At 75.6% G+C, this 24,682-nt stretch carries 25 protein-coding genes and 1 tRNA gene; 10 read left to right on the forward strand and 16 right to left on the reverse strand.

Annotated elements, in window-relative coordinates; all coding sequences use genetic code 11:
* Positions 1-75: 75 nt before the first annotated feature.
* Positions 76-1,704, reverse strand: a complete 1,629-nt coding sequence (gene groL / locus AC1050_RS09015) for a chaperonin GroEL (protein ID WP_482387015.1) — start codon at positions 1,702-1,704, stop codon at positions 76-78.
* 229 nt (positions 1,705-1,933) lie between these two features.
* On the opposite strand from groL, the gene AC1050_RS09020 reads away from it, so the two are divergent.
* A complete protein-coding gene (locus tag AC1050_RS09020; protein WP_482387016.1) occupies positions 1,934-3,220 on the forward strand; it encodes a glycoside hydrolase family 15 protein in 1,287 nt (428 codons plus the stop codon).
* Positions 3,221-3,268: 48 nt separating this feature from the next.
* Here AC1050_RS09020 and AC1050_RS09025 read toward each other — a convergent pair whose 3' ends face one another.
* The 3 genes from AC1050_RS09025 to AC1050_RS09035 all read right to left on the reverse strand — a co-directional run bounded on the left by AC1050_RS09025 (position 3,269) and on the right by AC1050_RS09035 (position 4,644).
* Entirely contained in the window at positions 3,269-3,472 is a 204-nt protein-coding gene (locus tag AC1050_RS09025) for a cold-shock protein (RefSeq protein WP_482387017.1), read from the reverse strand.
* A 122-nt stretch (positions 3,473-3,594) separates the two neighbouring features.
* Complete coding sequence (locus tag AC1050_RS09030; protein WP_482387018.1) at positions 3,595-4,242, reverse strand: LytR C-terminal domain-containing protein; 648 nt, start codon at positions 4,240-4,242, stop codon at positions 3,595-3,597.
* Between the two features lie 72 nt (positions 4,243-4,314).
* The gene (locus AC1050_RS09035) at positions 4,315-4,644 is read right to left on the reverse strand and encodes a DUF3263 domain-containing protein (protein WP_482387019.1); all 330 of its coding nucleotides are present in this window, start codon (positions 4,642-4,644) and stop codon (positions 4,315-4,317) included.
* Positions 4,645-4,789: 145 nt separating this feature from the next.
* Here AC1050_RS09035 and AC1050_RS09040 point away from each other — a divergent pair, with 145 nt between their 5' ends.
* Entirely contained in the window at positions 4,790-5,467 is a 678-nt protein-coding gene (locus AC1050_RS09040; RefSeq protein WP_482387020.1) for a uracil-DNA glycosylase, read from the forward strand.
* Positions 5,468-5,525: 58 nt separating this feature from the next.
* The gene (locus tag AC1050_RS09045; RefSeq protein ID WP_482387021.1) at positions 5,526-6,326 is read left to right on the forward strand and encodes an SGNH/GDSL hydrolase family protein; all 801 of its coding nucleotides are present in this window, start codon (positions 5,526-5,528) and stop codon (positions 6,324-6,326) included.
* A gap of 24 nt (positions 6,327-6,350) precedes the next feature.
* Here AC1050_RS09045 and AC1050_RS09050 read toward each other — a convergent pair whose 3' ends face one another.
* From AC1050_RS09050 to AC1050_RS09070, 5 genes are all read right to left on the reverse strand, one after another.
* Positions 6,351-6,776 carry a hypothetical protein gene (locus AC1050_RS09050; RefSeq protein WP_482387022.1) on the reverse strand — a complete coding sequence of 142 codons (426 nt, stop codon included), beginning with the start codon at positions 6,774-6,776 and terminating at the stop codon, positions 6,351-6,353.
* A gap of 151 nt (positions 6,777-6,927) precedes the next feature.
* Positions 6,928-8,025, reverse strand: a complete 1,098-nt coding sequence (locus AC1050_RS09055; protein ID WP_482387023.1) for a hypothetical protein — start codon at positions 8,023-8,025, stop codon at positions 6,928-6,930.
* On the reverse strand, positions 8,022-8,618 hold the full coding sequence (locus tag AC1050_RS09060; RefSeq protein ID WP_482387024.1) for a S24/S26 family peptidase: 597 nt from the start codon (positions 8,616-8,618) through the stop codon (positions 8,022-8,024). Before AC1050_RS09060 ends, AC1050_RS09055 begins: the two co-directional genes overlap by 4 nt.
* Before the next feature lie 92 nt (positions 8,619-8,710).
* On the reverse strand, positions 8,711-9,154 hold the full coding sequence (locus AC1050_RS09065; RefSeq protein ID WP_482387025.1) for a hypothetical protein: 444 nt from the start codon (positions 9,152-9,154) through the stop codon (positions 8,711-8,713).
* 257 nt (positions 9,155-9,411) lie between these two features.
* Entirely contained in the window at positions 9,412-10,572 is a 1,161-nt protein-coding gene (locus AC1050_RS09070) for a sensor histidine kinase (RefSeq protein ID WP_482387026.1), read from the reverse strand.
* 76 nt (positions 10,573-10,648) lie between these two features.
* Here AC1050_RS09070 and AC1050_RS09075 point away from each other — a divergent pair, with 76 nt between their 5' ends.
* Both AC1050_RS09075 and AC1050_RS09080 read left to right on the forward strand, forming a co-directional pair.
* Positions 10,649-11,320: a response regulator transcription factor gene (locus AC1050_RS09075; protein WP_482387027.1), complete on the forward strand. Its 672-nt coding sequence runs from the start codon at positions 10,649-10,651 to the stop codon at positions 11,318-11,320.
* A 319-nt stretch (positions 11,321-11,639) separates the two neighbouring features.
* Positions 11,640-12,014 (forward strand): nuclear transport factor 2 family protein, encoded by a 375-nt coding sequence (locus AC1050_RS09080; RefSeq protein WP_482387028.1) that lies wholly within the window; start codon positions 11,640-11,642, stop codon positions 12,012-12,014.
* A 155-nt stretch (positions 12,015-12,169) separates the two neighbouring features.
* Here the strand turns inward: AC1050_RS09080 and AC1050_RS09085 are convergent, their stop codons facing one another.
* From AC1050_RS09085 to AC1050_RS09110, 6 genes are all read right to left on the reverse strand, one after another.
* Complete coding sequence (locus AC1050_RS09085) at positions 12,170-12,331, reverse strand: hypothetical protein (protein WP_482387029.1); 162 nt, start codon at positions 12,329-12,331, stop codon at positions 12,170-12,172.
* A gap of 228 nt (positions 12,332-12,559) precedes the next feature.
* Positions 12,560-12,633: transfer RNA gene (locus tag AC1050_RS09090), tRNA-Thr, on the reverse strand.
* 59 nt (positions 12,634-12,692) lie between these two features.
* Positions 12,693-13,976, reverse strand: coding sequence for an MFS transporter (locus tag AC1050_RS09095; RefSeq protein WP_482387030.1), 1,284 nt, complete (start codon positions 13,974-13,976; stop codon positions 12,693-12,695).
* An 86-nt stretch (positions 13,977-14,062) separates the two neighbouring features.
* The gene (locus tag AC1050_RS09100) at positions 14,063-14,932 is read right to left on the reverse strand and encodes a DsbA family protein (protein WP_482387031.1); all 870 of its coding nucleotides are present in this window, start codon (positions 14,930-14,932) and stop codon (positions 14,063-14,065) included.
* A 34-nt stretch (positions 14,933-14,966) separates the two neighbouring features.
* Positions 14,967-15,536, reverse strand: coding sequence for a hypothetical protein (locus AC1050_RS09105; protein ID WP_482387032.1), 570 nt, complete (start codon positions 15,534-15,536; stop codon positions 14,967-14,969).
* 58 nt (positions 15,537-15,594) lie between these two features.
* Positions 15,595-17,436, reverse strand: a complete 1,842-nt coding sequence (locus tag AC1050_RS09110; RefSeq protein ID WP_482387033.1) for a serine/threonine-protein kinase — start codon at positions 17,434-17,436, stop codon at positions 15,595-15,597.
* A 135-nt stretch (positions 17,437-17,571) separates the two neighbouring features.
* Between AC1050_RS09110 and AC1050_RS09115 the strand changes: the two genes are divergently transcribed.
* From AC1050_RS09115 to AC1050_RS09135, 5 genes are all read left to right on the forward strand, one after another.
* Entirely contained in the window at positions 17,572-19,023 is a 1,452-nt protein-coding gene (locus AC1050_RS09115; protein ID WP_482387034.1) for an alpha,alpha-trehalose-phosphate synthase (UDP-forming), read from the forward strand.
* Positions 19,016-19,858: a trehalose-phosphatase gene (gene otsB, locus AC1050_RS09120; protein ID WP_482387035.1), complete on the forward strand. Its 843-nt coding sequence runs from the start codon at positions 19,016-19,018 to the stop codon at positions 19,856-19,858. The genes AC1050_RS09115 and otsB overlap by 8 nt, the downstream gene beginning before the upstream one ends.
* A 9-nt stretch (positions 19,859-19,867) precedes the next feature.
* Positions 19,868-21,436 carry an outer membrane protein assembly factor BamB family protein gene (locus AC1050_RS09125; protein ID WP_482387036.1) on the forward strand — a complete coding sequence of 523 codons (1,569 nt, stop codon included), beginning with the start codon at positions 19,868-19,870 and terminating at the stop codon, positions 21,434-21,436.
* Positions 21,437-21,587: 151 nt separating this feature from the next.
* Positions 21,588-22,712: an ABC transporter ATP-binding protein gene (locus AC1050_RS09130; RefSeq protein ID WP_482387037.1), complete on the forward strand. Its 1,125-nt coding sequence runs from the start codon at positions 21,588-21,590 to the stop codon at positions 22,710-22,712.
* Between the two features lie 80 nt (positions 22,713-22,792).
* A complete protein-coding gene (locus AC1050_RS09135) occupies positions 22,793-24,064 on the forward strand; it encodes a DUF4032 domain-containing protein (RefSeq protein WP_482387038.1) in 1,272 nt (423 codons plus the stop codon).
* Between the two features lie 117 nt (positions 24,065-24,181).
* On the opposite strand, the gene AC1050_RS09140 is transcribed toward AC1050_RS09135, so the two are convergent.
* Entirely contained in the window at positions 24,182-24,667 is a 486-nt protein-coding gene (locus tag AC1050_RS09140; RefSeq protein ID WP_482387039.1) for a pyridoxamine 5'-phosphate oxidase family protein, read from the reverse strand.
* Positions 24,668-24,682: the final 15 nt, after the last annotated feature.

Raw genomic sequence — 24,682 nt, forward strand, 5'->3', positions numbered from 1 at the left:
GCCCGGCACCCCCGAGAGGGGGGCCGGGCCCGTCGCGTGCGGTGCGGGGCGCTCAGCGTCCCGCGCGCGGCCGGATCAGAAGTCCATGCCGCCCATGCCGCCGTCGCCACCCGGCATCGCCGGGGCAGCCTTCTCGGGCTTGTCGGCGACGACCGCCTCCGTGGTGAGGAACAGCGCCGCGATGGACGACGCGTTCTGCAGCGCGGAGCGGGTGACCTTGACCGGGTCGTTGACGCCGGCGGCCAGCAGGTCCTCGTACACGCCGGTCGCGGCGTTCAGGCCGGAGCCCGCGGGGAGGTTGCGGACCTTCTCCGCCACGACGCCGCCCTCGAGGCCGGCGTTGATGGCGATCTGCTTCAGCGGCGCGTCGATCGCGATGCGCACGATCTGCGCACCGGTCGCCTCGTCACCCTCGAGCTCGAGCGTGGCGAACGCCTTCTCGCCGGCCTGGATGAGCGCGACGCCACCACCGGCGACGATGCCCTCCTCGACGGCGGCCTTGGCGTTGCGCACCGCGTCCTCGATGCGGTGCTTGCGCTCCTTGAGCTCGACCTCGGTCGCCGCGCCGGCCTTGATGACGGCCACGCCGCCGGCCAGCTTCGCGAGGCGCTCCTGGAGCTTCTCGCGGTCGTAGTCCGAGTCCGAGTTCTCGATCTCGGCGCGGATCTGGTTGACCCGACCGGCGATCTGGCCGGCGTCGCCGGAGCCCTCGACGATGGTGGTCTCGTCCTTGGTGACGACGATCTTGCGCGCCTGGCCGAGGACCTCGAGGCCCACGGTGTCGAGCTTCAGACCGACGGTCTCGGACACGACCTGGCCACCGGTGAGGATCGCCATGTCCTGCAGCATCGCCTTGCGGCGGTCGCCGAAGCCGGGCGCCTTGACGGAGACCGACTTGAAGGTGCCGCGGATCTTGTTGACGACGAGCGTGGCCAGGGCCTCGCCCTCGACGTCCTCGGCGACGATGAACAGCGGCTTGCCGGACTGGATGACCTTCTCCAGCAGCGGCAGCAGGTCCTTGACGTTCGAGATCTTCGACTCGACGAGCAGCACGTAGGCGTCCTCGAGGACGGCCTCCTGGCGCTCCGGGTCGGTCACGAAGTACGCCGACAGGAAGCCCTTGTCGAAGCGCATGCCCTCCGTGAGCTCGAGCTCCAGGCCGAGGGCGTTGGACTCCTCGACCGTGATCACGCCCTCCTTGCCGACCTTGTCCAGCGCCTCGGCGATGAGCTCGCCGATCGCCGTGTCGCCGGCGGAGATCGACGCGGTCGCGGCGATCTGCTCCTTGGTCTCGATCTCCTTCGCCTGCTCCAGCAGGGCGGCGGTGACGGCCTCGACGGCCTTCTCGATGCCGCGCTTGAGGGCGATGGGGTTGGCGCCGGCGGCGACGTTGCGCAGGCCCTCGCGCACGAGCGCCTGGGCGAGCACGGTGGCGGTGGTGGTGCCGTCACCCGCGACGTCGTCCGTCTTCTTGGCGACCTCCTTGACGAGCTCCGCGCCGATCTTCTCGAAGGGGTCCTCGAGCTCGATCTCCTTGGCGATGGAGACACCGTCGTTGGTGATCGTGGGGGCGCCCCACTTCTTGTCCAGGACGACGTTGCGGCCCTTGGGGCCCAGGGTGACCTTGACGGTGTCGGCGAGGACGTTGAGTCCACGCTCGATGCCGCGGCGGGCCTCCTCGTTGAAGGCAATGATCTTGGCCATGGGGCTATCGATCCTTCACTGTGGCTCGTGGTTCGGCCGGTCGGTGCCCGCGACGGACGGCCGCGCCGCTGCGACGGTCATGTCCCGTCGTGCGGCGGACCTCACCGGGTCGGCCTCGCTTCTCATTCTGTCACTCTCGACCCGAGAGTGCTAAGTCCATGGTTAGCACTCGACCCCCGTGAGTGCAAGGCGCTCCCCTCACCGCGAACGGGCCGATAGCCTGCCCGGCATGCCCCGCACCGCCGCCGTCGCCCTGGTGCTCGTCGCGCTCGCCGGGGGCCTGATCGCGTGGGGCGCCACGGGGCCGCGGACGGCGACGGTCGACCTGTACGCCGAGGGCGTGGTCGCGACGCCGGACGGGCCGCGCTCCGTGCCCGCCGGCGAGGTGCCCGAGCTGCACCCCGGCAGCCGGGTGCCGGTGGACGACGGCGGCACCGCCGACGAGGCGCTCGCCGCCGAGCAGCGCGACTGGCTCGCCGCCGGGGTGGTGCCGGGGGCCGACGGCCCGTACGCGGACATGGTCACGGACGCCCTGCTCGACCTGCGGACCCTGGTCCTGGACGACGGCGCGGCCGTCGCCGCCTGGACCCCGCACTGGCGGTACGTCTGGCCGCGGGACGCCTCGTTCGTCGCGGTCGCGCTGGCCCGCACCGGGCACGTCGAGGACGCGCTGGAGGTCCTCGGGTTCCTGGCGGACGTGCAGGCGGCGGACGGCTCGTTCCAGGCGCGGTACCTGCCCGACGGCTCGGGCGACGTGCCGGACGACCGCGAGGCGCAGACCGACGGGACGGGCTGGGTGCTGTGGGCCGCCGGCCAGGTCGTGGCCGCCGCGCCCGCCGACGCGCGGGCGGCGACCGCCGAGCGGCTCGCCCCGCTGGTGCGGCGGGCGGCCGCGTCGGCGGTCGGGCTCGTCGCCGACGACGACCTGCCGGCGGCCTCGCCCGACTACTGGGAGCGCCCCGAGCGCGAGCTGACGCTGGGCACGGTCGCCCCGCTGCTGGCCGGGCTGGAGGCGGCCGGCGGCGTGCTGACGCTGCTGGGCGACGACGAGGCCGCGGCGGAGGCGCGGGACGCGGCGGTGCGCACGCGCGGGGCGGTGGAGCGCGAGTTCGGCGACGCGACCGCGTACGGCCGGTACGCCGACGGCGCGCTGCCGGACGCGGCGAGCGCGTTCACCCTGCCGCCGTTCCAGCCGGCACCGCTCGCCGGGGCGCCCGAGGCGTGGCTCGCGTCCGCCGACGCGATGGCCCGGCCCGCAGGCGGGCTCGCGCCGGGCGCGGGCTGGAAGCAGGACGGCATCTCCTGGACGCCGCAGACGTCGCTGTACGCCCTGACCGCGGCCGCGAACGGCTACGACGCCGAGGCCCGCGAGCGGCTGGACTGGCTGGACGCGCACCGGACCGCGATGGGGGCGCTGCCGGAGAAGGTGCTCGCGGACGGGTCCCCGGCGGCCGTGGCCCCGCTCGCCTGGACGGCCGCGTGCGTGGTGCTGGCGGTCACCGAGCTCGAGGGCTGAGGGCCGGCCCGGGCCGCGGCCGGCGTCGGCCGCGGTCCCGCCCGGGTGTCAGAGGGGGCGGACCTGCTCCGCCTGCGGGCCCTTGGTGCCCTGGCCGAGCTCGAACTCGACCGACTGCCCCTCCTCGAGGCTGCGGTACCCGTTCGTCTGGATCGCGCTGAAGTGGACGAACAGGTCCTGGCCGCCGTCGGCCGGGGTGATGAACCCGTAGCCCTTCTCGGCGTTGAACCACTTGACGGTGCCCTGCGACATGCGGCGCTCCTGGGGACGGCGTGATCGGTCGCCGTCGGTGCCCGTGGTCCCCCCGGGTGGCCGGAGGGCGGTCACCGCGACGCGGCCGAGACTAGCCGGGGCCGTCCCACCTGCGGAAGGGGTCAGTTCGCGAAGTCGCGCAGGAGGAGGACGACCACCCCGTCGGGTGCCACGTCGGCCGACTCGACGACGTTCGCGATGCCGAGCGTCGTCGCGACCTGCTGGGCGGTCGCGGCCAGGTCGGCGCTGCCGTAGAAGACCGTCGTCGCCGTGCTGCCGCCCGCGTTGCCGTTCCCGGCCGTGACGTCGGTGAAGCCGGCGTCCTCGAGGTCGCCCTGCGCGCCGCCCGCGAGACCGGAGATGTTGGCGGCGTTGAGGACGCGCACGGAGGCGGTGAGGTCGGCGACAGGCGGTGCCGGCTCCTCGACGACCGGGGGCTCCTCGGTCGCGGGCTCCTCGACGGGCGCCTCGCCCGTGCCGTCGTCCTCGCCGGTGCCCTCGGTCGCGGCGGGGTCCCCCGCCGGCGCGCTCGTGGCCGGTGCGCTCGCGACGGGCTCGTCCGAGCCGCCGAAGCCCGGCAGGCGCCCGTCCCAGGACGACGCCCACAGCACGAAGACCACGGTCAGGGCCGGGACCACGACCAGGACGGCGACGAACGGCCACCACTTGCTCCACCAGCTGCGGGGTGCGCGGTGCACGCCGATCGGCACGTCGTGCGCCGGCTCGGCGTCGAACTCGTCCTCCGGGTACCGGTCGCTGCCCTTGGTCACGGCGGACAGGCTACTGGTTGCAGCCGTGCGTCCCGGCCACCCGGGGCGCGTCGCCGCGAGCCGCGCGCCTGCTCAGGCGTCCGCGCCGAGGCGCCGGGCGCTGCGGGCGCGCTGCCGGGTGGACCGCATCCGGCGCAGGCGCTTGACCAGCATCGGGTCGTGCGCCAGCGCCGCCGGGGAGTCGATCAGGGCGTTCAGCACCTGGTAGTAGCGCGTCGCGGAGAGGTCGAACAGCTCGCGGATCGCCTGCTCCTTGGCACCCGCGTACTTCCACCACTGGCGCTCGAACGCGAGCACCTCGCGGTCGCGCTCGGACAGGTCGTCCGCGGCCGGCGCGCCGTCCTCCACGGCCACCAGGGCGAGCCGGTCGGCCGTGCGGTCGAGCTCCGCCGTCGCGTCCATCCGTGCGCCCCTCCCCGTCGCCTGTGCCTGCCGTGCGCACGCGGGCCCACCGGCCCGCGTCCGGCGCCCATCGTACGGCCGGAATCACACGGGTGTCATTCCCCGCGCCCGCCGGGACGCCGCCCGTCGGCTAGCGTCGGACCCCGTGATCGCCGCGCCGCTGACCGACCTCGTCGCGTCCGACTGGGCGGCCGCGCTGGCCCCCGTCGAGCCCCAGGTGCACGCCGCCGGCGCCTTCCTGCGCGCGGAGCTCGCGGCCGGCAGGGAGTACCTGCCCGCCGGGCCCGACGTGCTGCGCGCGTTCACCCGCCCGCTCGCCGACGTCCGGGTGCTGGTCGTCGGCCAGGACCCGTACCCGACGCCCGGGCACGCCACGGGGCTGTCGTTCTCGGTGCAGCCCGGCGTGCGGCCGGTGCCGCGGTCGCTCGCCAACATCTTCGTCGAGCTGCAGGCCGACGTCGGCGTCCCGGCACCGAGCACCGGCGACCTGACGCCGTGGGCCGACCGCGGCGTCCTGCTGCTCAACCGGGTGCTGACCGTCCGCCCCGGCGCGGCGGCGTCGCACCGCGGGCGCGGCTGGGAGGTCGTCACCGACCGGGCGATCGCCGCCCTCGTCGAGCGGGGCGGTCCGCTGGTCGCGGTCCTGTGGGGCAGGGACGCGCAGTCGCTGGCCCCCGCCCTGGGCGACGTGCCGGTGGTGGCGAGCGCGCACCCCAGCCCGTTGTCCGCGCGCCGCGGGTTCTTCGGGTCCCGTCCGTTCTCCCGGGTGAACGCGCTGCTGGCCGAGCAGGGCGCCGAACCCGTCGACTGGACGCTGCCGTGACCGGCGCGGACGCACCGAACGGCTGACACCGGCGACCCGCCGAGGGCACACTGCGAGGGTGACGACGCACGGAGAACCCCCGGTCTGGCAGCGCTACGTGGCGGTCGGCGACTCGTTCACCGAGGGGCTGTGGGACAGCCCCGAGGGCGACGACGGCCCGGTCCGCGGCTGGGCCGACGTGCTGGCCGGGCTGCTGTCGGAGCGCCGCCGCGCCGCCGGTGCCGAGCCCCTGCAGTACGCGAACCTGGCCGTGCGCGGCCGGCTGCTGCGCCCGATCATCGCCGAGCAGCTCCCGCAGGCGCTCGCGATGCGCCCCGACCTGGTGAGCCTGGTGGGCGGCGGCAACGACATCCTGCGCCCGACCTCCGACCCGGACCGGCTGGCCCGCACGCTGGAGCAGGCCGTGGCGCGGGTCCGCGCGACCGGGGCCGACGTGCTGCTGGCGACCGGCTTCGACTCGTCCGGGTCCGCGATCGTGTCGAGCACCCGGCCGCGCGTCGGCGTCTACAACGCGCACATCTGGTCGATCGCCCGGCGGCACGGGGCGCACGTGCTGGACCTGTGGGGCATGCGGCACCTGCGGGACATGCGGATGTGGGCGCCTGACCGGATCCACCTGACCACCGAGGCGCACGCGCGGGTGGCCCAGGGCGCGCTCGTGGCGCTCGGGCTCGAGCCGGACGACAGCGCGTGGGACGAGCCCCTGACCCCGCGCCCGCGGCTGCCCCGGGGGGAGCAGGCCCGGCTCGACGCCCGCTGGCTGCGGCTGTACGCCTACCCGTGGGCGACGCGGCGGCTGCGCGGGACGTCGTCAGGCGACACCCGGATGGCCAAGCTGCCCTCGCTGACCGAGGTCTGACCCCGCCGCCCCGCCTGCCCGGTCTCAGCCGACCGGCGGTCCGGCCTGCCCGACGTCGGTCACCAGCGCGAGCGACACCCCGGACAGGTCCGTCACCGCGACCGGCGGGCCGAGCATCGGCACCGTCGTCTCCGGCACGACCACCGGGGTGCGGGCCTGCGCCAGCGCCTCGTCGTCGGGGCCGTGCAGCGTGACGGCGACCTCGCGGCCGGCGCAGCCGTCCGGGACGTCCGACAGCGACGTGGCCACCACGCCGTAGCCGCCGAGGCCGGCGACGTAGTCGACGTCGTAGTCCACGGTGATCCGGCTGACCACGCAGGCGCCGGCCGGGGCGTCCTCGCCGCCGTCCCAGGTCAGGGCGCGGGCCATCGACACCGCGAGCCCGGCGCAGCCGAGCCACGCCAGGGTCACCCCTGCCGCACGGCGTGCGCGGACGTGCTCGTGCGCCATCGGCGCCCCCTCCGTGGACCAGCCCGGTCGATCCGTCGACCTGGCGGACCCATCGTCGGGCGGGCCCCGGGGATGAGCATCCGGAGCGCGGACCACCCGTCCGGGCGAGCGCCGCGCTCGCCCGGACCGGGACGGCGGGGACGGCGGGGCGTCAGCCGCGCAGGCAGAGCTGGACGGTGCGCGTGGTGTCGTCGCGCACGCCCCAGGTGTCCCAGGCCGTCGGCGTGACCCTCCACACCGTGCCGCCGCGCGCGCTCAGGCTGTAGTTCCCGGACGCGGACAGGGTCCGCAGGTCCGGCGTCGCGCCGCGGGCGGTGAAGTACGCGACCAGGGGCGCGACGTCGACGTCGGCGTACCAGCCCGCGTAGAACTGCGGCGTCCCGGACACCCCGACGGTCGTGCTGGTGCACGCCCAGCCGCCGCTCGCCGTGACCGGCGTGGTCGTCTGCGTGTACGCCAGCGCGGGGTCGTGCACCGGGGCGGGCAGACCGTAGTGGCAGATCGTCACCGACTGCCGCTGGCCCGGCTGCAGGGTGCCGGACCCGAGCCACGCGCCCACCGACACCACGCCGTCGACCGGACGCGTCTGCTCCACGCGCGCCCACCACGGGTCCATCACGAGGAACCCGGCACCGGAGGTCACGCCGTTGAACGGCCGCTGGTCCAGGTGCAGGTCCACGCGCCAGTCGGTGCCGGACGCCGCGGTCAGCACGACGGTGACGCAGGCCTGCGTGCCCGACGACGCCAGCTGGCTCCAGGTCACCGAGGTGAACGTGGTGCCCGGGCCGGGGGTGACCGGGCCCGTGACGGCCCCGGCGGGCGTGGTCCACGACGTCGGCAGCGACCAGGTGCCGACGGTCAGCGCGACGCCCGCCACCCGGGCCGTCGGGTAGGCCGGCACGGTCACGGTGGTCTGGTCGGCGGCCGCCAGGGTCGCCGTGGTGTCGGCGGTCGCCAGGGCGGTGCCGTCGGCCGCGTAGAGCCGGACGGTCGCGACCTGTCCGCGGCAGGCGGCGGGCACCCCGGAGAGCACCACCTGCGTGGCGGCGCCGGAGGTGCCGGCGGACGCGGGCACGGCCGCACCGAGGGTGCTCGCGGCGCACGGCGCGCCGGTCCCGGTCATCAGCTGGGCGCCGGTCAGCGGCAGCCGCGCCGCGCTCGCCGGGGCCAGCGCGAGCGCGGCGAGCACGCCGACGACGGCGGCGAGCAGCAGGACCGGGAGCGCGCGGCGGCGGGTCGCCGAGGTCATGCGGCACCGACCTCGGCCGGCTCGCGCTCCGCGGCGGGCGGGTCGACCTCGCGGTCGGCGGCGTCGGCGGGGTCCGCGGCGTCGGCGGGATCGGCGGCGTCGGCGCGGTCGGCGCGGTCGGGCCACAGCAGCACGCCGCCCGCCACCACGACGAGCGACAACCAGGCCCACGGGTCGAGCAGGATCGAGGCGACCCGCCCCAGACCGGGCACGTGCAGCCGGGCGATGCCGAGCACGTCGTCGACGTGCGGCCGCCACGGGTCGAGGAAGTCGTTGTTGTCGCCCTGGATCACCCAGCCGGTCGCGGCGTCGCCGGCGACCACGCGGTGGATGATGCGGCCGCGCTCGAGGTCCGGGGGCGTGTACACGACCACGTCGCCGACCTCGGGGACCCCGCAGCGCGACACCACGAGGTCACCGGTGACGTACGTCGGCTCCATCGAGCGGCCGGACACGATCGTCAGGGTCGTGCAGCCGCCCAGCGTGCTCGGCCAGCCGAACCAGACCAGCACGGCCACGACCGCCGCGGTGCCGGCCCAGCCGACCGCGCTGCGCAGCCGCTCGCGCGGGCTCCGCGGGACGCGCGGGGCCACCCGCCGCCCGGGCACGCCGACGGGCCGACGCGGGGCGCGGGTGCCCCGGCCGGCCTGCTCGGCGCGCCGCGTGCGGATGGTCGTCGTCCGCGTCAGCTCGCGATGACGACGGCGACGCCCTTGACGTCGGCCGCCTTGACCGTGCCGGGCACCGCGAGGGTCAGGGTGGTGCCGGAGACCGTGGCGGTCATCTGGCCGAGCGAGGCACCGGTGGAGCCGTCGGCCGGGTCGGTGTTCAGCAGGTCGACCTTGGCGACCTGGCCGGCGCAGCCGGCGGCGACGCCGGTCAGCTTGACCTCGGTGACGGTGTAGCCCTTGGCCGCGGCGGCGAAGGCGTTGGTGAACGCGACGGCCACGCCGTCGGCGTCGCAGGACGCCACGACCGAGGTGCCCGCGCCGAGCGCGCCGGCGGTCAGGTTGAGCTGGGCCGCGGACGCGAGGCCGAGGCCGGCGATGCCCAGGCCGGCGACGGTGAGGGCGACCACCTTGCGGCGGACGGAGCGGCGGGGGCGGGTGGCGGGGGCGGTGACGGACACGGAAGGACTCCTCGGGAGGACGACGGCTCAGCGGGTGCGGCACGCCTCACGGAGCCGGGAGACGCAGGGCGTGCGTCCGCGGCGTCGGAGCAGGGGATCCCGGCGAGGCGGCTCGCGCACACTAGGGCCGCCGCGGACCCCCGCGGCACCACTCTTCTGGGTGCCAGCACCCACCCGTCTGCACGCACCCGTCCGGGTCGCAACATTTATCCGGACGAACCGGACAAACCGTGTGGGTGAAAAAGCAGCGCCGCAGGTCAGGAGCCTGTAGGGCGCAGTGATTCCACCGGAAGACGGGCGACCACCTGGGTGCCGTCCCCGGGCACCGACGTCACCCGCAGGTCACCCCCCACCAGCCGGAGCCGGTCGGCCAGCCGGGCCGTCCCGGACGGGGTGCCGGCGTCGGGCCCGAAGCCCTGGCCGTCGTCCGAGATGCGCACCTCGACGGCGTCCTCGTCCAGCGAGACGCGCACGTCCACCACCTCGGCGTGGCCGTGCCGCAGGGCGTTGCTCACGGCCTCCTCGACCACCCGCACGGCCAGGAGCCGCTCGCTGCGGTTCAGCCGGGACGCGGCCGGGTCGTCCAGCACGCGGACCGCGTCGGTCACGCCCAGCCGGGTGTTGACCGTGCTGGGGATCCGGCCCAGCAGCGCGCGGATCGCCGGCACCATGCCGACCTCCAGCTGCTCCGGGTACAGCATCCGGCTGGTGGCGCGCACGTCGGCCTCGCGCACGGTCTCGATCTCCTCGCGCATCTCGCGCAGCAGCGCCACCTCGTGGTCGGTCACCGGGCGGCGCTCGGCCCCCGCGAGGCCGGACAGCAGGCTGTCCAGGCGGGCCACGACGAGCACCAGCCGCTGCTGCATGCTGCCGTGCAGGCCCTCGGCGACCTCGCGGCGCACCCGGATCTCCTCGTGCTGCAGGGCCGCCAGCGCCAGCTCGATCTGCAACCGGCCCTGCGCCGCCGCCGCGACCTGGTTGCGCAGCCGGCGCTGGGACAGCATCGCCGCCAGCCCCATGCTGGCCGCGATCCACGCGATCACCGCGCCGCTGCTGAGCTCCGCGACGATCGTCGAGCGCGGCGGGTCCACGTAGACGTCCAGCAGCAGCTGGGACGCGAACCGCACCCCGGACGCGGTCACCCCCGCGCTGACCACACCCACCACGACGGTGAGGGGCCCGCGCTGCGGCATCGAGACCCCGGTGACGGCCAGGATCAGCAGCATCGAGGCGACCGCGGTGAGGTTGGCCAGGATGCGGAACGTGACCGGCACCTCGCCGCCCTGGTTGCCGTACACCCACGCGGTCTGCACGGCCGCGCCGACCGCGAACGCGGTCATCACGGTGCCGGCGGCGAGCAGCAGCGCCCGGCGGTCGGCGCGCACCGCCTCGGCGTCGCGCGTCAGAGCCGTCGGCATCCGTCACCACCTGTCCGTGCGCGGTCGCCCGCGTGCCGTCTCCCACTTGCCGGGCCGGGCCACCATACTGTCCGCGATGTCCGAATCCGCACCCGAGTCGACCCGCGTGGTCGTCGTCGAGGACCAGCCGCTGTTCCGTTCGATGCTCGAGCTGACGCTCGGCGCGGCCGGCGACGTGCGCGTCGTCGCGTCCGTCGGCACCGTCAAGGAGGGGCTCGCGGCCCTGCGCCCCGGCGCCGCCGACGTCGCCGTGCTCGACATCGACCTGCCCGACGGCAACGGCATCGCGCTGGGCGTCACGCTGCGCCGCAGCCAGCCCGACCTGGGCATCCTGCTGCTGTCCGCGCACGACGCGATGGACCTGCTGCTCGACCTGCCGCCGGACGTCGCCGCCGGCTGGTCGTACCTGTCGAAGACCTCCTCGACCAGCGCGCAGACCCTGGTCACGGCGATCAAGGCCGCAGCCGCGGGCCGCACGACGCTCGACCCGGCGCTGCTCGACCGGATGGCGCCGCGCGCCGGGTCCGCCGTGTCCCGGCTGACCGACCGGCAGTACGCCGTGCTGCGCCTGCTCGCGCAGGGGCTGTCGAACTCGGGCATCGGCGAGTCCCTGCGGATCACCGAGAAGTCCGTGCAGAACCACATCAACGGCATCTACGCCACGCTCGGCATCGACGCCGACCCCGCGCGCAACCCGCGCGTCACGGCCGCGCTCCGCCTCCTGGAGGAGACCGGCCCCGCGTCCTGACCACGCGTCGGGCCCGGCCCGCGCACACCCCGCGTGCCCGGCCCACGCGCGCGCTCGCCGAGTGTCCAGGAACTCGTGCGGTACGCGTCGTTCGTCCCTGAGTTCGTGGACACTCGACGGCAGGTCGGCCCGGCCCGGAGCGGGCGCGCAGGGTCGGCCCGGGCGCACGTACGGGGACGGGGCACGCGCACCGACCGGTGCACGCACGCACGGGGGCCGACCGGTGCGCGCGCACGGGGGTCGACCGGCGCCCGCGCGCGGGGGCACGATGGGTCCGCGGCCCGGGGCGCCCGGGCACCGTCGACCCCGGGGGGGACGCATGGAGCGCGCGGACGTGATGGCCTGGGTGGCCGCCTACGAGCGGGCGTGGCGGGAGGACGACGTCGCGGCGACCGGCTCGCTGTTCACCGACGACGTGCGGTACCTGCGCTCGCCCTACGAGCCCGCCCTGGAGGGCATCGCCGCCGTCCGGGACTTCTGGTCGGACCCGACCCCGTTCACGATGGACGCCGAGGTGGTCGCGGTCGAGGGCGTGGACGCCGTGGTGCGCGCGGAGGTCCGGTACACCGGCGACGAGCCGCAGGAGTACCGGGACCTGTGGGTGCTGCGGTTCGCGCCGGACGACCGGGTGCAGCACTTCGAGGAGTGGGCCTACTGGCCCGGCAAGACGTACACGGCGGCCGACGCCGGCTGACCGCGGATCACCCGCCGTCGGTGGCATCCGTTCGGGTGAGCGGGCTTGGCACCGGTCCCGCGTGGTGGGTTAGAGTAGGCAACGCCCTCGGTCGCCTGCCCCCTGCGCGGCCGAGGGCACTTTCGTGTCCGGGACCGTCGGGACCGGCGGCGCCGTCAGCGGGCGCGCCACTCCATCGCCCCGCAGAGCGTGCAGCGGGCGACGACCATTCCGAACCGGACGGGACTGGTGTCGAGCTGCCACCCCGGCCGGGTGCACGACGGCGCGTGCTCGGCGGGGTCGAGCGGGTGCAGCGGCCGTGCGAGCGCGTGGTTCATGGCGGGTCCTCCTCAGGACGTGTCGCCCGCCCTGTTCGGCCGCGCGCACCCGGATGTGAGGAGTCGGCCGCCGCACCCGGGTGCTGGCACCCCCTGCGCGACGAGCCGCTCCAGCAGCGGGAGCTCGGGGGATGGCTGGTCCCGCTCGCCGGCGTCCGCCGATCCGGTCCGCCGGTGCCGTGGACGACGATCGCGCGCCCCGTCGTGCCGGACGCCTCCGCCGTGGAGAGCCCCCTGTCGGATTCGAACCGACGACCTGCTGTTTACAAGACAGCTGCTCTGGCCAGCTGAGCTAAGGAGGCGTGCGCCCGCAGGGCGCGGCGACCAGCCTACCGGCCGCCGCCGGCGCCGCCGCCGCCGGTCACGGCTGCGGGTCGAGCGCGTCGTACCGCCAGAACGCGCGCTGCCACCGGACCAGCAGCCACAGCACGACGACGCACGCGAGCCCGCCGACCAGGGCGGCGCCGCCCTCCCCCAGGTGGGACGACACGGCGCCGAGCAGCAGCTCGCCCAGCCGCGGACCGCCGGCGACCACCACGACGAACACGCCCTGCAGCCGGCCGCGCATGTCGTCCGGCGTCGCGGTCTGCAGGATCGTCTGGCGGAACACCGCGCTGACCGCGTCGGCGGCCCCCGCGGCGGCGAGGCTGACGACCGCCAACGCGAGCGCCAGCCACAGCACGTCGTCCGGCTCGCCGCGTCCCGCGACCACCAGCACGGCGCCGAACGCGGCGATCGCGAGGCCCCAGGCGGTGATCGCGAGCACGATGATCCGGCCCTGCCAGCGCACCCGCGCCAGGCCGCCGGAGAACAGGCCCGCGAGCATGGCGCCCGCGGCGACCGCCGCGACCAGCACCCCGGCGGTGGTCTCGCCGCCGCCCAGGTAGACGAGCCCGACCGCCGGGAACAGCACCCGGGGCGACGCGAAGATCATCGCGACCAGGTCCACCAGGAACGTCATGCGCACGTTCGGCCGGGTGCCGAGGTACCGCAGGCCGTCCAGCACGGACGCGAGGCCGGCGCGGGCACGGCGGGTGCCGGACGGCTCGGGCGGCATCGGCGGCAGCTGCAGCAGGGCGGTGAACGCGAACGTGAACAGCATGGCGTCGAGCGTGTAGACGATCCCGTAGTCGAGCGTGGCCACCAGCCCGGCGCCGAGCAGCGGCCCGAGCGTCAGCGCGACGTTCCAGCCGACGGTCTGCAGCGCGTTCGCGGCGGGCATCAGCCGCGGCTCGAGCAGGCGCGGGATGATCGCCGACCGTGCCGGGCTGTTCACGGCTCCGGCGCCGGACTGCAGCGCGACCAGCGCGTACAGGACGCCGACGTGGGTGTTGTCGCTCCAGCCCTGGGCGGCCAGGCCGACCGTGGCCACCCAGCTGACGGCGGAGGCGACCAGGGCGACGGTGCGGCGGTCGGCGTGGTCGACGATCGCGCCGCCGTACAGCCCGAACACCACGAGCGGGATCAGCGCGCACAGGCCGACGACGCCGACCGAGAACGTCGACCCGGTCATCGAGTAGACCTGCAGCCCGACCGCCACGACGGTCAGCTGCGCGCCGAGGTTGGCCACCGAGAGCCCCCACCACAGCCGGCGGAACTCGGGGCTGACGCGCAGCGGGGTCAGGTCGACGAGCAGCGAGGGCACCGCGGGATTCTACGTGGCAGATACAGACGACGAGGGCCGCGCCCCGGGGTCGGTCCCGGGTGGCGCGGCCCCCGCCGGCGCCGATGTCAGCCCTTCGCGGCCTCGACGGCCTCCGTGAGCGGGCCGGCGGTGTACAGGTCGCCGGTGAACTGCTCGCCGTCGATCAGCACGGTGGGGGTGCTGATCCCGCCCAGGTCCGTGCTGGCCTGGTTGGTGGCCGCGGCGAGCCACGGGGCGAACGTGCGCCACTCGGCGTCCGGCGCGGTGGCCGTGAACGCCTCCACCACGTCGTCCGGGACGCCGGCCTCGGTGGCGAGGTCCGCGATCTCCTCGTCGCTCAGGCCCTTGGTGCCCTCCTCCGGCTGGTTCGCGAACAGCGCGGAGCTGAACGCGGCGAAGTGCTCCGGGTCCTGGTCGGCGACGACGGCCGCGGCGTTGCCGGCGCGGGTCGAGTACTCGCCGCCGGCGGACTGGGCGTCGAGGAACGAGATCGGGTGGTACTCGACGGTCACCCCGCCCTCCTCGCGCAGCTGGGCGAGCTCGGCGTCGTTGGCGGCCTCGAACTGGCCGCAGTACGGGCACATGTAGTCGAAGTAGACGCTCACGACGACGTCGTCGGCCGCGGCGGCCTCCCCCGCGACGCCCTCCTGGCCGACCGGGATCGCACCGTTGTCCTGCGCGGTCGACGGCGCCGTGACGTCGGCAGGGGTGACCGAGTCGGCGTCGTCGGCGGTGTAGGCGATGCCGGGGCCGAGCGACGGGATGATGATGAGCGCCGCGACGACGACCAGCGTCACGACCGCCGCGGCCAGACCGCCGATGGCGATGATCTTGTTCCGCTTGTCCCGCTTGGCCTGCTGCTCGCGGAGCACGCGCGCCTGCTCGCGCGCGGCGTCGCGGCGCTCGTTCTTGCTGGGCCGGGCACCCTTGCCGGGGCTCGGGGTGGTGCTGCTCATGGGGTCCTGCTTCCTGCTGGTCCGGTCGGTGGGCTCAGGCGAGCGCCACGGGCGGACCCCGGTGTGGGTGCAGCGCGCGGGCGAGCACGGCCGGCCGCGGGTGGTCGGTGCGCCACGCCGGCGCGGGCCGGGTGCCGCGGACCGGCCGCGGGGCGGTGGCATGCGGCAGGGCGTGCACGACGGCGCCGAGCACGGCGCGAGCGGTGCGGGACGCGCGCAGCAGCAGCGCGGTCAGGCCGAGGCCGAGCGCGCCGAGCGCCGTGTGCGCGGCGGCGACCGGCAGCACCAGGCCGAGCGCGAGCACCGCGCCGTGCGAGGCCGAGGGCGTGAGCGCGAGGGTCCCGCTCGGGCAGTCCGCGGCGTCCTGCAGGAGCGTGAGCCGCACGCCGAGCAGGGCGAGCGGTCCGTCCACCGTCAGGCAGTGGTGCACGACCGTCCGCGCGACGCCGAGCCACAGCGCTCCGCCGAGCGCCAGGAGCGACGCCGGCGCGGTCACGAAGGGCGCGGCGGCGACCCGGCGGCCCTCGGACGCGAGATCGAGGCCCTCGTCGGCACCGGTCCCGGGCACGTCGGCGCGCACGCGCGCGTCAGCCGTCCCGGTCATGCCGTCCAGCCTAGGGCCTGCACCTGGACCCCGGCTGGGTCCCGGTCCCGGCGGGTGGTCAGGCGCCGACGGGCAGCGCGGGCTCGCCCAGCGGCATCCAGTCGACGCCCGCCCCGGTGGCCGCGAGCGCCACCAGCGTCCCGGCGCCGAGCAGGGCCAGCAGCACGACGACCGTCGCCCCGCCGTGCCCGGGGGCGACCCCGGCGAGCGTCCAGCGCGCCCCGGTGCGGGTGGTGCGGGCGAGCGGACCCCACCACAGGGCGGCGAGCCCGGCGGCGGTGGCGACGGCGAGCAGCACCGCCACCGCCCGGTCGGCGGGCGCGTCGCCGTCGGCCACGAGCGGGCCGGCCTGCACCGCGCCGGAGCCGACCAGCCACCAGCCGACCCCGAGCACGATGACCAGCACGCTCGCCGCGACCAGCAGGGACGGCAGCAGCGTGACCAGCGCCCGCACCAGGTGCCACGGGCTGGAGGCGACCGCGCGCAGCGCGTCCGACCGGCGGGCGCCGACCCGCTCCCGCCGCCGGGCCAGCGACGCGGCGACCGACCCGACCGTCCGGGCGAGCAGCACCAGCGGCACGAGCACCAGCAGCGCGATCCCGGGCCGGAGCGCCGCGCCCGCGACGACCAGCAGCGCCAGCGCGAGCAGCGAGCCCGTCCGGCGTGGCGGCTCGGCCGGCGGGAGCGGCTCGCCCGGGTCGGCGTCGGGGTCCTCGTCGCCGACCGGTGCGTACGGCCGGGTGTCCCACGCCTGGGTCTCGCCGAGGGCCTCGGCGGATCGCGGCGCCAGGCTCGGCGGCTGGAAGGCCCGCGTCGCGCCGTCCTGCGCCGGCACCTCGGCCGGTGCGAGCACGGCCGTCTGCCCGGCGCCCGGCACCGCCGTCTGCTCGGGGCCGAGCACCGCGGTCGCCCCGGACACGGCCCCGGCGGCGGCCGGCAGCGGCCCGGTGCCCGCGGGCTGCACCTGCGTCGCCGTGGCGTCGGGCGCGCCGAACGCCACGGTGCCGCCCGCGGGCGTCCCGGCGCGCGCGGGCAGCACCTGGGTCCCGGCCGCGAGCGCCTGCGTCGCCGCCGCCGCGGAGTACCGCTCGCCCCGGCGGACGGCCTCGGCCAGCGCCTCCACCACCTGCTCGGGCTCGGCGCGGTCGGCCGGGTCGGCGGCGAGGGCGTCCCACAGCGCGCCGGCGGTCACCGGGCCGAGGCCCGCGAGGTCCGCCTCGCCGCTGCGGGTGCGGACCAGCACCGCCTCCAGCGGCCGGGTGCCGAACGGCGCGCGCCCGGTGGCGGCGTAGGCGAGCAGGGCGGCCCAGCCCCACCAGTCGGTCGCGGCGGTGGGCTCGGCGCCGTCGATCAGCTCCGGCGCCAGGTAGCCCGGGGTGCCGACCACGAACCCGGCGGAGGTCACGCGGGTCTCGTCGACGGACTGCGCGATGCCGAAGTCGATCAGCACGGGGCCGTCGCCGGTGACCAGCACGTTGCTCGGCTTGAGGTCGCGGTGCACCACCCCGGCGGCGTGCACGGCCGCGAGCGCGTCGCGCAGGCCGTCCGCGAGCCGGTGCAGCGCCGCGGCGTCGAGGGGGCCGCGCAGCCGCACGAGCTCGGCGAGGTCGTGGCCGGGCACCAGCTCGGTCACCAGGAACGCCTCGGTGGAGTCGGCCTCGGCGTCCAGCACGGCCGCGACGCCCGGGTGCCGCAGCCGCTGCAGGGCCAGCACCTCGCGCCGCAGCCGCTCGCGGGACGAGGGGTCGGCCCCGACGTGCGGGTGCAGCAGCTTCAGCGCGACGGCCGAGCCGCCGCCGTCCACCGCCCGGTACACCGTGCCCATGCCACCGCTGCCGAGGGGCGCGAGGATGGTGTACCCGCCGACCTCGGCGCCCGGTGACAGCCCGATGCGCTCCATGTCGGCACGGTAGCCGCCGGACGTGCGCCCGCCGTGTCGGCACGCGGCGCGATGCGTGAAGGCGGACCCTGCGTAGCGCGGGCGACCGCGACACGGTCACGTTAGGGTCAGGACGACCCCAAGGAGTGAGCGTCAGTGACATCTGCTGGTTATGACCTGGTCGTCGTCGCCAACCGCCTCCCGGTCGACGTGACCGTGGGCGAGGACGGCGAGCCGAGCTGGACCCGCTCCCCCGGCGGGCTGGTGACCGCCCTGGAGCCCGTCGTGCAGCGGTCCGACGGCGCGTGGGTGGGCTGGGGCGGCTCGGCCGACCTGGAGCTGGACCCGTTCGACGCCGACGACATGCGGCTGGTCCCGGTCAAGCTCTCCGAGGACGACCTGACGTACTACTACGAGGGCTTCTCCAACGACACGCTGTGGCCGCTCTACCACGACGTGATCCAGCCCCCGACGTTCCACCGGCAGTGGTGGGACGCCTACCAGCGCGTGAACCGGCGGTTCGCGGACGCGGCGGCGGCGCAGGCCGCGCCCGGCGCGACCGTGTGGGTGCACGACTACCAGCTGCAGCTGGTCCCGAAGTTCCTGCGCGAGCTCCGGCCGGACGTGCGGATCGGGTACTTCCACCACATCCCGTTCCCCCCGCTGGAGATCTTCGCGCAGCTGCCCTGGCGGCTCCAGGTCGTGGAGGGCCTGCTCGGCGCGGACCTGATCGGGTTCCAGCGCGGCGGCGACGCGGCCAACTTCGTGCGCATCGTGCGCCGGCTCACCGACGTGACCACGCGCGGGCAGGTCATCACGCTGACGGGTCCGGACGGCCGGGTCGAGCGGCACGTCCGCGCGGCGGCGTTCCCCATCTCGATCGACTCGCACGCGTTCGACCGCCTGGCCCGCACCCCGGAGGTGCAGGCGCGCGCCAAGGAGATCCGCACCGAGCTCGGCGACCCGAAGGTCCTGCTGCTCGGCGTCGACCGGCTCGACTACACCAAGGGCATCCGGCACCGGATCAAGGCGTTCGAGGAGCTGCTCGAGGACGGCCGGATGACCGTCCCCGACGCGACCCTGGTCCAGGTCGCCTCCCCCAGCCGGGAGAACGTCGGCGCGTACCAGCAGCTCCGCGAGGAGGTGGAGGCGCAGGTCGGCCGGATCAACGGCGAGCACGGCGAGCTCGGGCACGCGGCCGTGCACTACATGCACCACTCCTACCCGATGGAGGAGATGGCGGCGCTGTACCTGGCGGCCGACGTCATGCTGGTGACCGCGCTGCGCGACGGCATGAACCTGGTGGCCAAGGAGTACATCGCGGCGCGCTCGGACGACCGCGGCGCGCTGGTGCTCAGCGAGTTCACGGGTGCGGCGGACGAGCTGGGCGGCGCGGCCATCCTGGTCAACCCGCACGACATCGTCGGGCTGAAGAACGCGATCCAGCACGCGGCGAACATCGACCCGCGCGAGGCCCGCAAGCGGATGCGCCGGCTGCGGCGCCGGGTGCTGGAGAACGACGTCGCGCACTGGTCCGACTCGTTCCTGTCCGTGCTGGGCGCCGTGCCGGTGCGCGAGCAGCCCGCCGGGGAGGACGACCGTGGCTGACCGGACGACCGGCACCTCCGCGGACCTCGCCGCGGCCCTGCGGGACGTCGTCGCCGACCCCGCGCGGCACCCGGTCCTGGTGGCGCTGGACTTCGACGGGACCCTCGCGCCGCTGCAGGACGACCCGCAGGCGTCCCGCGTGCTGCCGGAGGCCGTGACGGCGCTGCAGGCGCTGGCCACCCGCCCCGACGTGCTCCGGCTGGCCCTGCTGTCCGGCCGCTCGATGGCCGACCTGCACCGGCTCGCCGAGGTGCCGCAGGGCACCGTGCTGATCGGCAGCCACGGCGCCGAGCGCGCGCGGGTCGCCGTGCACGGGCTGGACCGCGACGTCATCACGCTGACCGACGAGCAGGCCGACCGGCTCGCCCGGCTCGGCGGCGAGCTGCAGGCCGTCGCCCGCGGCCGGGACGGCGTCTGGGTCGAGACCAAGCCCGCCGCGGTCGCCGTGCACACCCGGATGGCCGACCCCGCGACCGGGGACCAGGCCGAGCAGGAGGCGCTGGTCGTCGGCGCGCGCCTGGGGTCCAAGGTGCTGCACGGCAAGAAGGTGGTCGAGATCTCCGTGCTCGACGCCGACAAGGGCGCCGCCCTGGTCGCGCTGCGCGACGAGCTCGGCGCCCGTGCCGTGGTGTGCGCGGGCGACGACGTCACGGACGAGCACGCCTTCGAGGCGCTCGGCCCGGACGACCTGACGGTCAAGGTCGGCGACGGCGAGACGCACGCGCGGTTCCGCGTCCCCGACCCCGACCGGTTCGCCGCGCTGCTGACCGACCTCGCCGCGACCCTCACCGGTTCGCCCGCGGGACCCGCGCCGGGATCGCCGCCGCAGGCATAGGTTGCGCCCATGAGGCGGTCGCGGGACGCGATGCAGGACGTCGAGCTGGTCGACGTCGCGACCGACCTGCCGCTGACGCCCGCCGCGGACGACCCCGAGGCCGCCGCCGCGCACGCCCGCCGCCTCGCGCGGCGCCGGCGCCTGGTGCGCCGGTGGTGGCCGCTGCCGGTCGTCGTCGCGGTCGCGCTGGTCGGCACCCAGTTGGTGCTGGACGCCCGGGAGCAGGACCGGGTCGCCGCGCGCCAGGAGGTGCCGGGCGTGCTCCGCACGGTCGACCCGGGGCTGCCCGCCGCCGGGCGCTACGACCAGACCGTCGCGTCGGTGCTGCTGTCGGGCGTGGAGGTCGGGGACCTGCGGGTCGGCGTCACGTCGCCCCCGTGGGACGGCGCGCGCGAGCTGGCGGCGCTCGACCCGGACGGCGACCAGGTGTGGTCGACGTCCCTGGAGGACCCCGACCGCGGCGCGGCCGACGCGGGCATGGACTACCCGGGCTGCGCACCCGACGCCGAGCCCGTCACGGTCGTGCGCTGCCTGGTGCTGGACCGGGCCGCCCCCGAGCCGGCGGACGAGTCCGGGTGGGACCCGGTCGCGCCGACGGCGGCCCGGCTGCTGGCCCTCGACGCCGTCACCGGGGAGCTGCGCGCCACGCGGGAGGTGGCGCCGATGTCGGGCTGGGGCGGCGCGGGGGCGGTCCAGGTGCTGGCGTCGGTCACCGACGACACGCTGCGCGTCACGGCGTGGGACACGGCCGCCGACCGCGACGCGCCGGACGACCCCGCCGCGGCCCCGCTGTGGCGCACGGACGTCGAGGTCGCTGGCCAGGCCGCGTCGGCGCAGAGCTCGTACCCGCCGAGCGTCACCGTCACGCCCGAGCGGGTGCTGGTGCAGGGCGACGTCGGGTCCTTCGCGTTCGCCGCCGCCGACGGCCGGCTGCAGGCGACCGGGCCGGAGTACCTGTCGGTCTCGCGCACCGGGCACCTGGCGGCGGCCACCGGCGGCGGGGTGCGCCTCATGGACGACACCGGGGCCACCGTCGCCGAGCTGCCCGGGTCGCCGCTGCACCTGACGGTCGACGACGGGACCGTCCCCGGCCTCGAGCTGGTCACCACGTCGAGCGGGGAGGGCCGGGCGATCGCCGCCGTCGACGTCGAGTCCGGCGCCGAGGTCTGGTCGACGCCGCACCCGCGGTGGACCGAGTCCTCCGTGGTGCTGCTGGAGGGGGTGCTCTACGGCACCGACCAGGACGCCGCGTGGGCGGTCGACGCCGCGACGGGGCGCGAGGTCTGGCGCACCGTCGTGGACGTGTCCGGGGAGAGCACCGTGATGACCGACGGCCGCTCCCTGCTGCTCCTGGCGCGCCCCGACGACCTGGAGGCCGCCGGGATGACGGTCGGGCAGCCCGCCGGCGAGGGTGCGGCGTCGCCGGCGGACGGGTCGTCGCGGGCGGTCGCCGCCCTCGACCTGGGCACCGGCGCCCCCGCGTGGGCCACCCGGCTGCCGGCCGGCGTGCACGGCGTCTGGCCGTGGCAGGGCGACCTGCTGGGCTACGGGGACGTCGACGTGGTCGTCCTGAACTGAGGCGCGCCCGCCGGTACGTGACGTGTGGCACTATGTGCGTGGACCGAGGGGGGTCACCCGACCTCCCTCGACCCGTGTCAGCGAAGACACTCTGACACTCTTCACGACGGATCGTCCGGCACGTACCTGCCGGTGAAGGGATTGATGAATCATGGCTACGGTCACGTTCGACAAGGCCACCCGGGTCTACCCGGGGACGGAGCGCCCCGCGGTGGACGCGCTCGACCTCCACATCGAGGACGGCGAGTTCCTCGTCCTCGTCGGCCCCTCCGGCTGCGGCAAGTCGACCTCGCTCCGCATGCTCGCGGGCCTCGAGGACGTCAACGCGGGTCGCATCCTCATCGGCGACCGCGACGTCACCGACGTCCAGCCGAAGGACCGGGACATCGCGATGGTGTTCCAGAACTACGCGCTGTACCCGCACATGACGGTCGCCGACAACATGGGCTTCGCGCTCAAGATCGCCGGCACCCCGAAGGCGGACATCCGCACCCGCGTCGAGGAGGCCGCCAAGATCCTCGACCTGACCCAGTACCTCGACCGCAAGCCGAAGGCCCTCTCGGGTGGCCAGCGGCAGCGTGTCGCCATGGGTCGCGCCATCGTCCGCCAGCCGCGCGTGTTCCTCATGGACGAGCCGCTGTCGAACCTGGACGCCAAGCTCCGCGTGCAGACCCGCACGCAGATCGCCTCGCTGCAGCGCCGCCTCGGCGTCACCACGGTCTACGTCACGCACGACCAGACCGAGGCGCTCACCATGGGCGACCGCATCGCGGTCCTCAAGGACGGCCTCCTGCAGCAGGTCGGCACCCCGCGCGACATGTACGACACCCCGGCCAACGTGTTCGTCGCCGGCTTCATCGGCTCCCCGGCCATGAACATCGGCACCTTCCCGCTGGCCGAGGGCGTGGCCAAGGTCGGCACCGCCGGCATCCAGGTCCCGCGCGACGCGATCAGCAAGCTCGCGGCCGACGACAACAACACCATCGTCATCGGGTTCCGCCCGGAGGCCCTGGACGTCGTCCCCGCCGGCACGCCGGACGCCATCCCGGTCGCCGTGAACATCGTCGAGGAGCTCGGCTCCGACGCGTTCGTCTACGGCTCGCTGGTCGGCGAGGCCGGCGCGGCCGAGGTGCACTCGGGCGCCGGTGACTCGCAGGTGATCGTGCGCGTCGACCCGCGCCAGGTCCCCGGCAAGGGCGAGACGATCCACGTCCGCATCCGCACCGGCGAGCAGCACCTGTTCCACGCCGGTTCGGGCGAGCGCATCTCGCTCTGACCCGCAGCACCACACCGCCGACGGGGCGGGACCGGTCCTCCGGTCCCGCCCCGTCGCCGTTCCGATGGGAGAATCGGACCATGACCCCTCGCACGCGCCTGCAGATCACCGCGGCCGCGCCGGACCCGGCCCTGCTCGACCTGCCCTGGGACGTGCCGCTCGCCGACTGGCCCGCCGACCAGCTGGCCGCGCTCCCCCGCGGCATCTCCCGGCACACGGTGCGGTTCGCCCGGCTGTCCGGCCGCGTCATCGCGATCAAGGAGATCGGCGAGACCGTCGCGTACCGCGAGTACGAGCTGCTGCGCCAGCTGAGCAAGCTCGACGTGCCGAGCGTCGACCCGGTGGGGGTCATCACCGGCCGCACCGCGCCCGACGGCGAGCCGCTCGAGGCCGTGCTCATCACCCAGCACCTGCGGTTCTCCCTGCCGTACCGCGCGCTGTTCAGCCAGTCGCTGCGGCCCGACACCGCCACCCGCCTCATCGACGCGCTCGCCGTGCTGATGGTCCGGCTGCACCTGGCCGGCTTCTACTGGGGCGACGTGTCGCTGTCCAACACCCTGTTCCGCCGGGACGCCGAGACCTTCGCCGCCTACCTGGTGGACGCCGAGACCGGCGACCTGCACGACACCCTCACCCCCGGCCAGCGGGCGTACGACCTCGAGGTCGCGCGGGTCAACATCATCGGCGAGCTGATGGACCTGCAGGCCGGCGAGTTCCTCGAGGAGGAGGTCGACGCCGTCGCCATCGGCGAGATGCTGGTCGAGCGGTACGAGGAGCTCTGGGTCGCGCTCACCACCGCCGAGTCCTTCGGCCTGGACGAGCGCTGGCGCGTGCAGGCCCGCATCGAGCGCCTGAACGACCTGGGCTTCGACGTCGGCGAGCTCGACATCACCACCGACATCGACGGCACCAGCGTCCGCATCCAGCCCAAGGTCGTGGACGCCGGGCACCACTCCCGCCGGCTCATGCGGCTCACCGGCCTGGACGTGCAGGAGAACCAGGCGCGCCGGCTGCTCAACGACCTGGACCAGTTCCGCGCCGCCACGGACCGGCAGAACGACGACGAGACCTTCGTCGCGCACGACTGGCTGACCGAGGTGTTCGAGCCCGCCGTGCGCGCCGTGCCGCGCGCGCTGCGACCCAAGCTCGAGCCCGCGCAGCTCTACCACGAGCTGCTGGACCACCGGTGGTTCCTGTCCGAGGGCAAGGGCCGGGACGTCCCGATGCGCGAGGCCGTCGCGTCCTACGTCAAGGACATCCTGCCGAACCGCCCGGACGAGGAGTCGGTGCTCGGCGTCTCGGCCGCCGACCTCCGCGAGGACACGGACACCATCCCGGCCGTCACGGACTGACCCGCGCGGGCTGCGTGCGCGGGCTGCGTGCGGCGAGTGTGCAGAAACCCGCGCCCGTACCCGCCCGTACCGGGCACGTTCCTGGACACTCGCCGAGCGCGCGGGCGGGGAGCGGGGTCAGAGGTCGACGCGCTCGTTCTCGCCCTCGAGGCGGTCGCCGGTGACCTTCGACTTCACGAAGCTGAGCAGGGTCGCCACGCGGCCGCCGGGGGCGTCCCAGTACTCCGCCGACTCCGCCCGCACCCGCAGCAGCACCGACTGCGGGGACTCCGGGCCCTCGGGCAGCCAGGCCTCGACGGCGGCGCTCCACAGGTCGCGCTTCTTGGCGACGTCGTCGACGACGTCCGCGACGCCCGCGACCGACACCCAGGTCGCGCCGGAGCCGACCGCGACGTTGACGACCGGGTTCGCGGTCACGTGCCGGACCTTGCGGGAGCTCCGCTCGGCGAAGAACCACAGGTCGCCGTCGAACTCCACCTCCTGCAGCGCCATCGGGCGTGCGATCAGCGTGCCGTCGGGCGCGACGGTGGTGAGCACGCCGAGCCGCTGGTCCTGCAGCAGCGCGGCGACGGTCCGGACGGGGTCGGTGCTGGTGTCGGTCATGCCGCCATCGTGCGC

The organism is Cellulomonas sp. NEAU-ZC6 (assembly GCF_056844425.1).

Coding starts and splice junctions, on each gene's coding strand:
- groL (WP_482387015.1), bottom strand. CDS start 1,704: ATGGCCAAGATCATTGCCTTCAACGAGGAGGCCCGCCGCGGCATCGAG.
- AC1050_RS09020 (WP_482387016.1), top strand. CDS start 1,934: ATGCCCCGCACCGCCGCCGTCGCCCTGGTGCTCGTCGCGCTCGCCGGG.
- AC1050_RS09025 (WP_482387017.1), bottom strand. CDS start 3,472: ATGTCGCAGGGCACCGTCAAGTGGTTCAACGCCGAGAAGGGCTACGGG.
- AC1050_RS09035 (WP_482387019.1), bottom strand. CDS start 4,644: ATGGACGCGACGGCGGAGCTCGACCGCACGGCCGACCGGCTCGCCCTG.
- AC1050_RS09050 (WP_482387022.1), bottom strand. CDS start 6,776: ATGGCGCACGAGCACGTCCGCGCACGCCGTGCGGCAGGGGTGACCCTG.
- AC1050_RS09055 (WP_482387023.1), bottom strand. CDS start 8,025: ATGACCTCGGCGACCCGCCGCCGCGCGCTCCCGGTCCTGCTGCTCGCC.
- AC1050_RS09070 (WP_482387026.1), bottom strand. CDS start 10,572: ATGCCGACGGCTCTGACGCGCGACGCCGAGGCGGTGCGCGCCGACCGC.
- AC1050_RS09075 (WP_482387027.1), top strand. CDS start 10,649: ATGTCCGAATCCGCACCCGAGTCGACCCGCGTGGTCGTCGTCGAGGAC.
- AC1050_RS09080 (WP_482387028.1), top strand. CDS start 11,640: ATGGAGCGCGCGGACGTGATGGCCTGGGTGGCCGCCTACGAGCGGGCG.
- AC1050_RS09085 (WP_482387029.1), bottom strand. CDS start 12,331: ATGAACCACGCGCTCGCACGGCCGCTGCACCCGCTCGACCCCGCCGAG.
- AC1050_RS09100 (WP_482387031.1), bottom strand. CDS start 14,932: ATGAGCAGCACCACCCCGAGCCCCGGCAAGGGTGCCCGGCCCAGCAAG.
- AC1050_RS09105 (WP_482387032.1), bottom strand. CDS start 15,536: ATGACCGGGACGGCTGACGCGCGCGTGCGCGCCGACGTGCCCGGGACC.
- AC1050_RS09110 (WP_482387033.1), bottom strand. CDS start 17,436: ATGGAGCGCATCGGGCTGTCACCGGGCGCCGAGGTCGGCGGGTACACC.
- AC1050_RS09125 (WP_482387036.1), top strand. CDS start 19,868: ATGAGGCGGTCGCGGGACGCGATGCAGGACGTCGAGCTGGTCGACGTC.
- AC1050_RS09130 (WP_482387037.1), top strand. CDS start 21,588: ATGGCTACGGTCACGTTCGACAAGGCCACCCGGGTCTACCCGGGGACG.
- AC1050_RS09135 (WP_482387038.1), top strand. CDS start 22,793: ATGACCCCTCGCACGCGCCTGCAGATCACCGCGGCCGCGCCGGACCCG.
- AC1050_RS09140 (WP_482387039.1), bottom strand. CDS start 24,667: ATGACCGACACCAGCACCGACCCCGTCCGGACCGTCGCCGCGCTGCTG.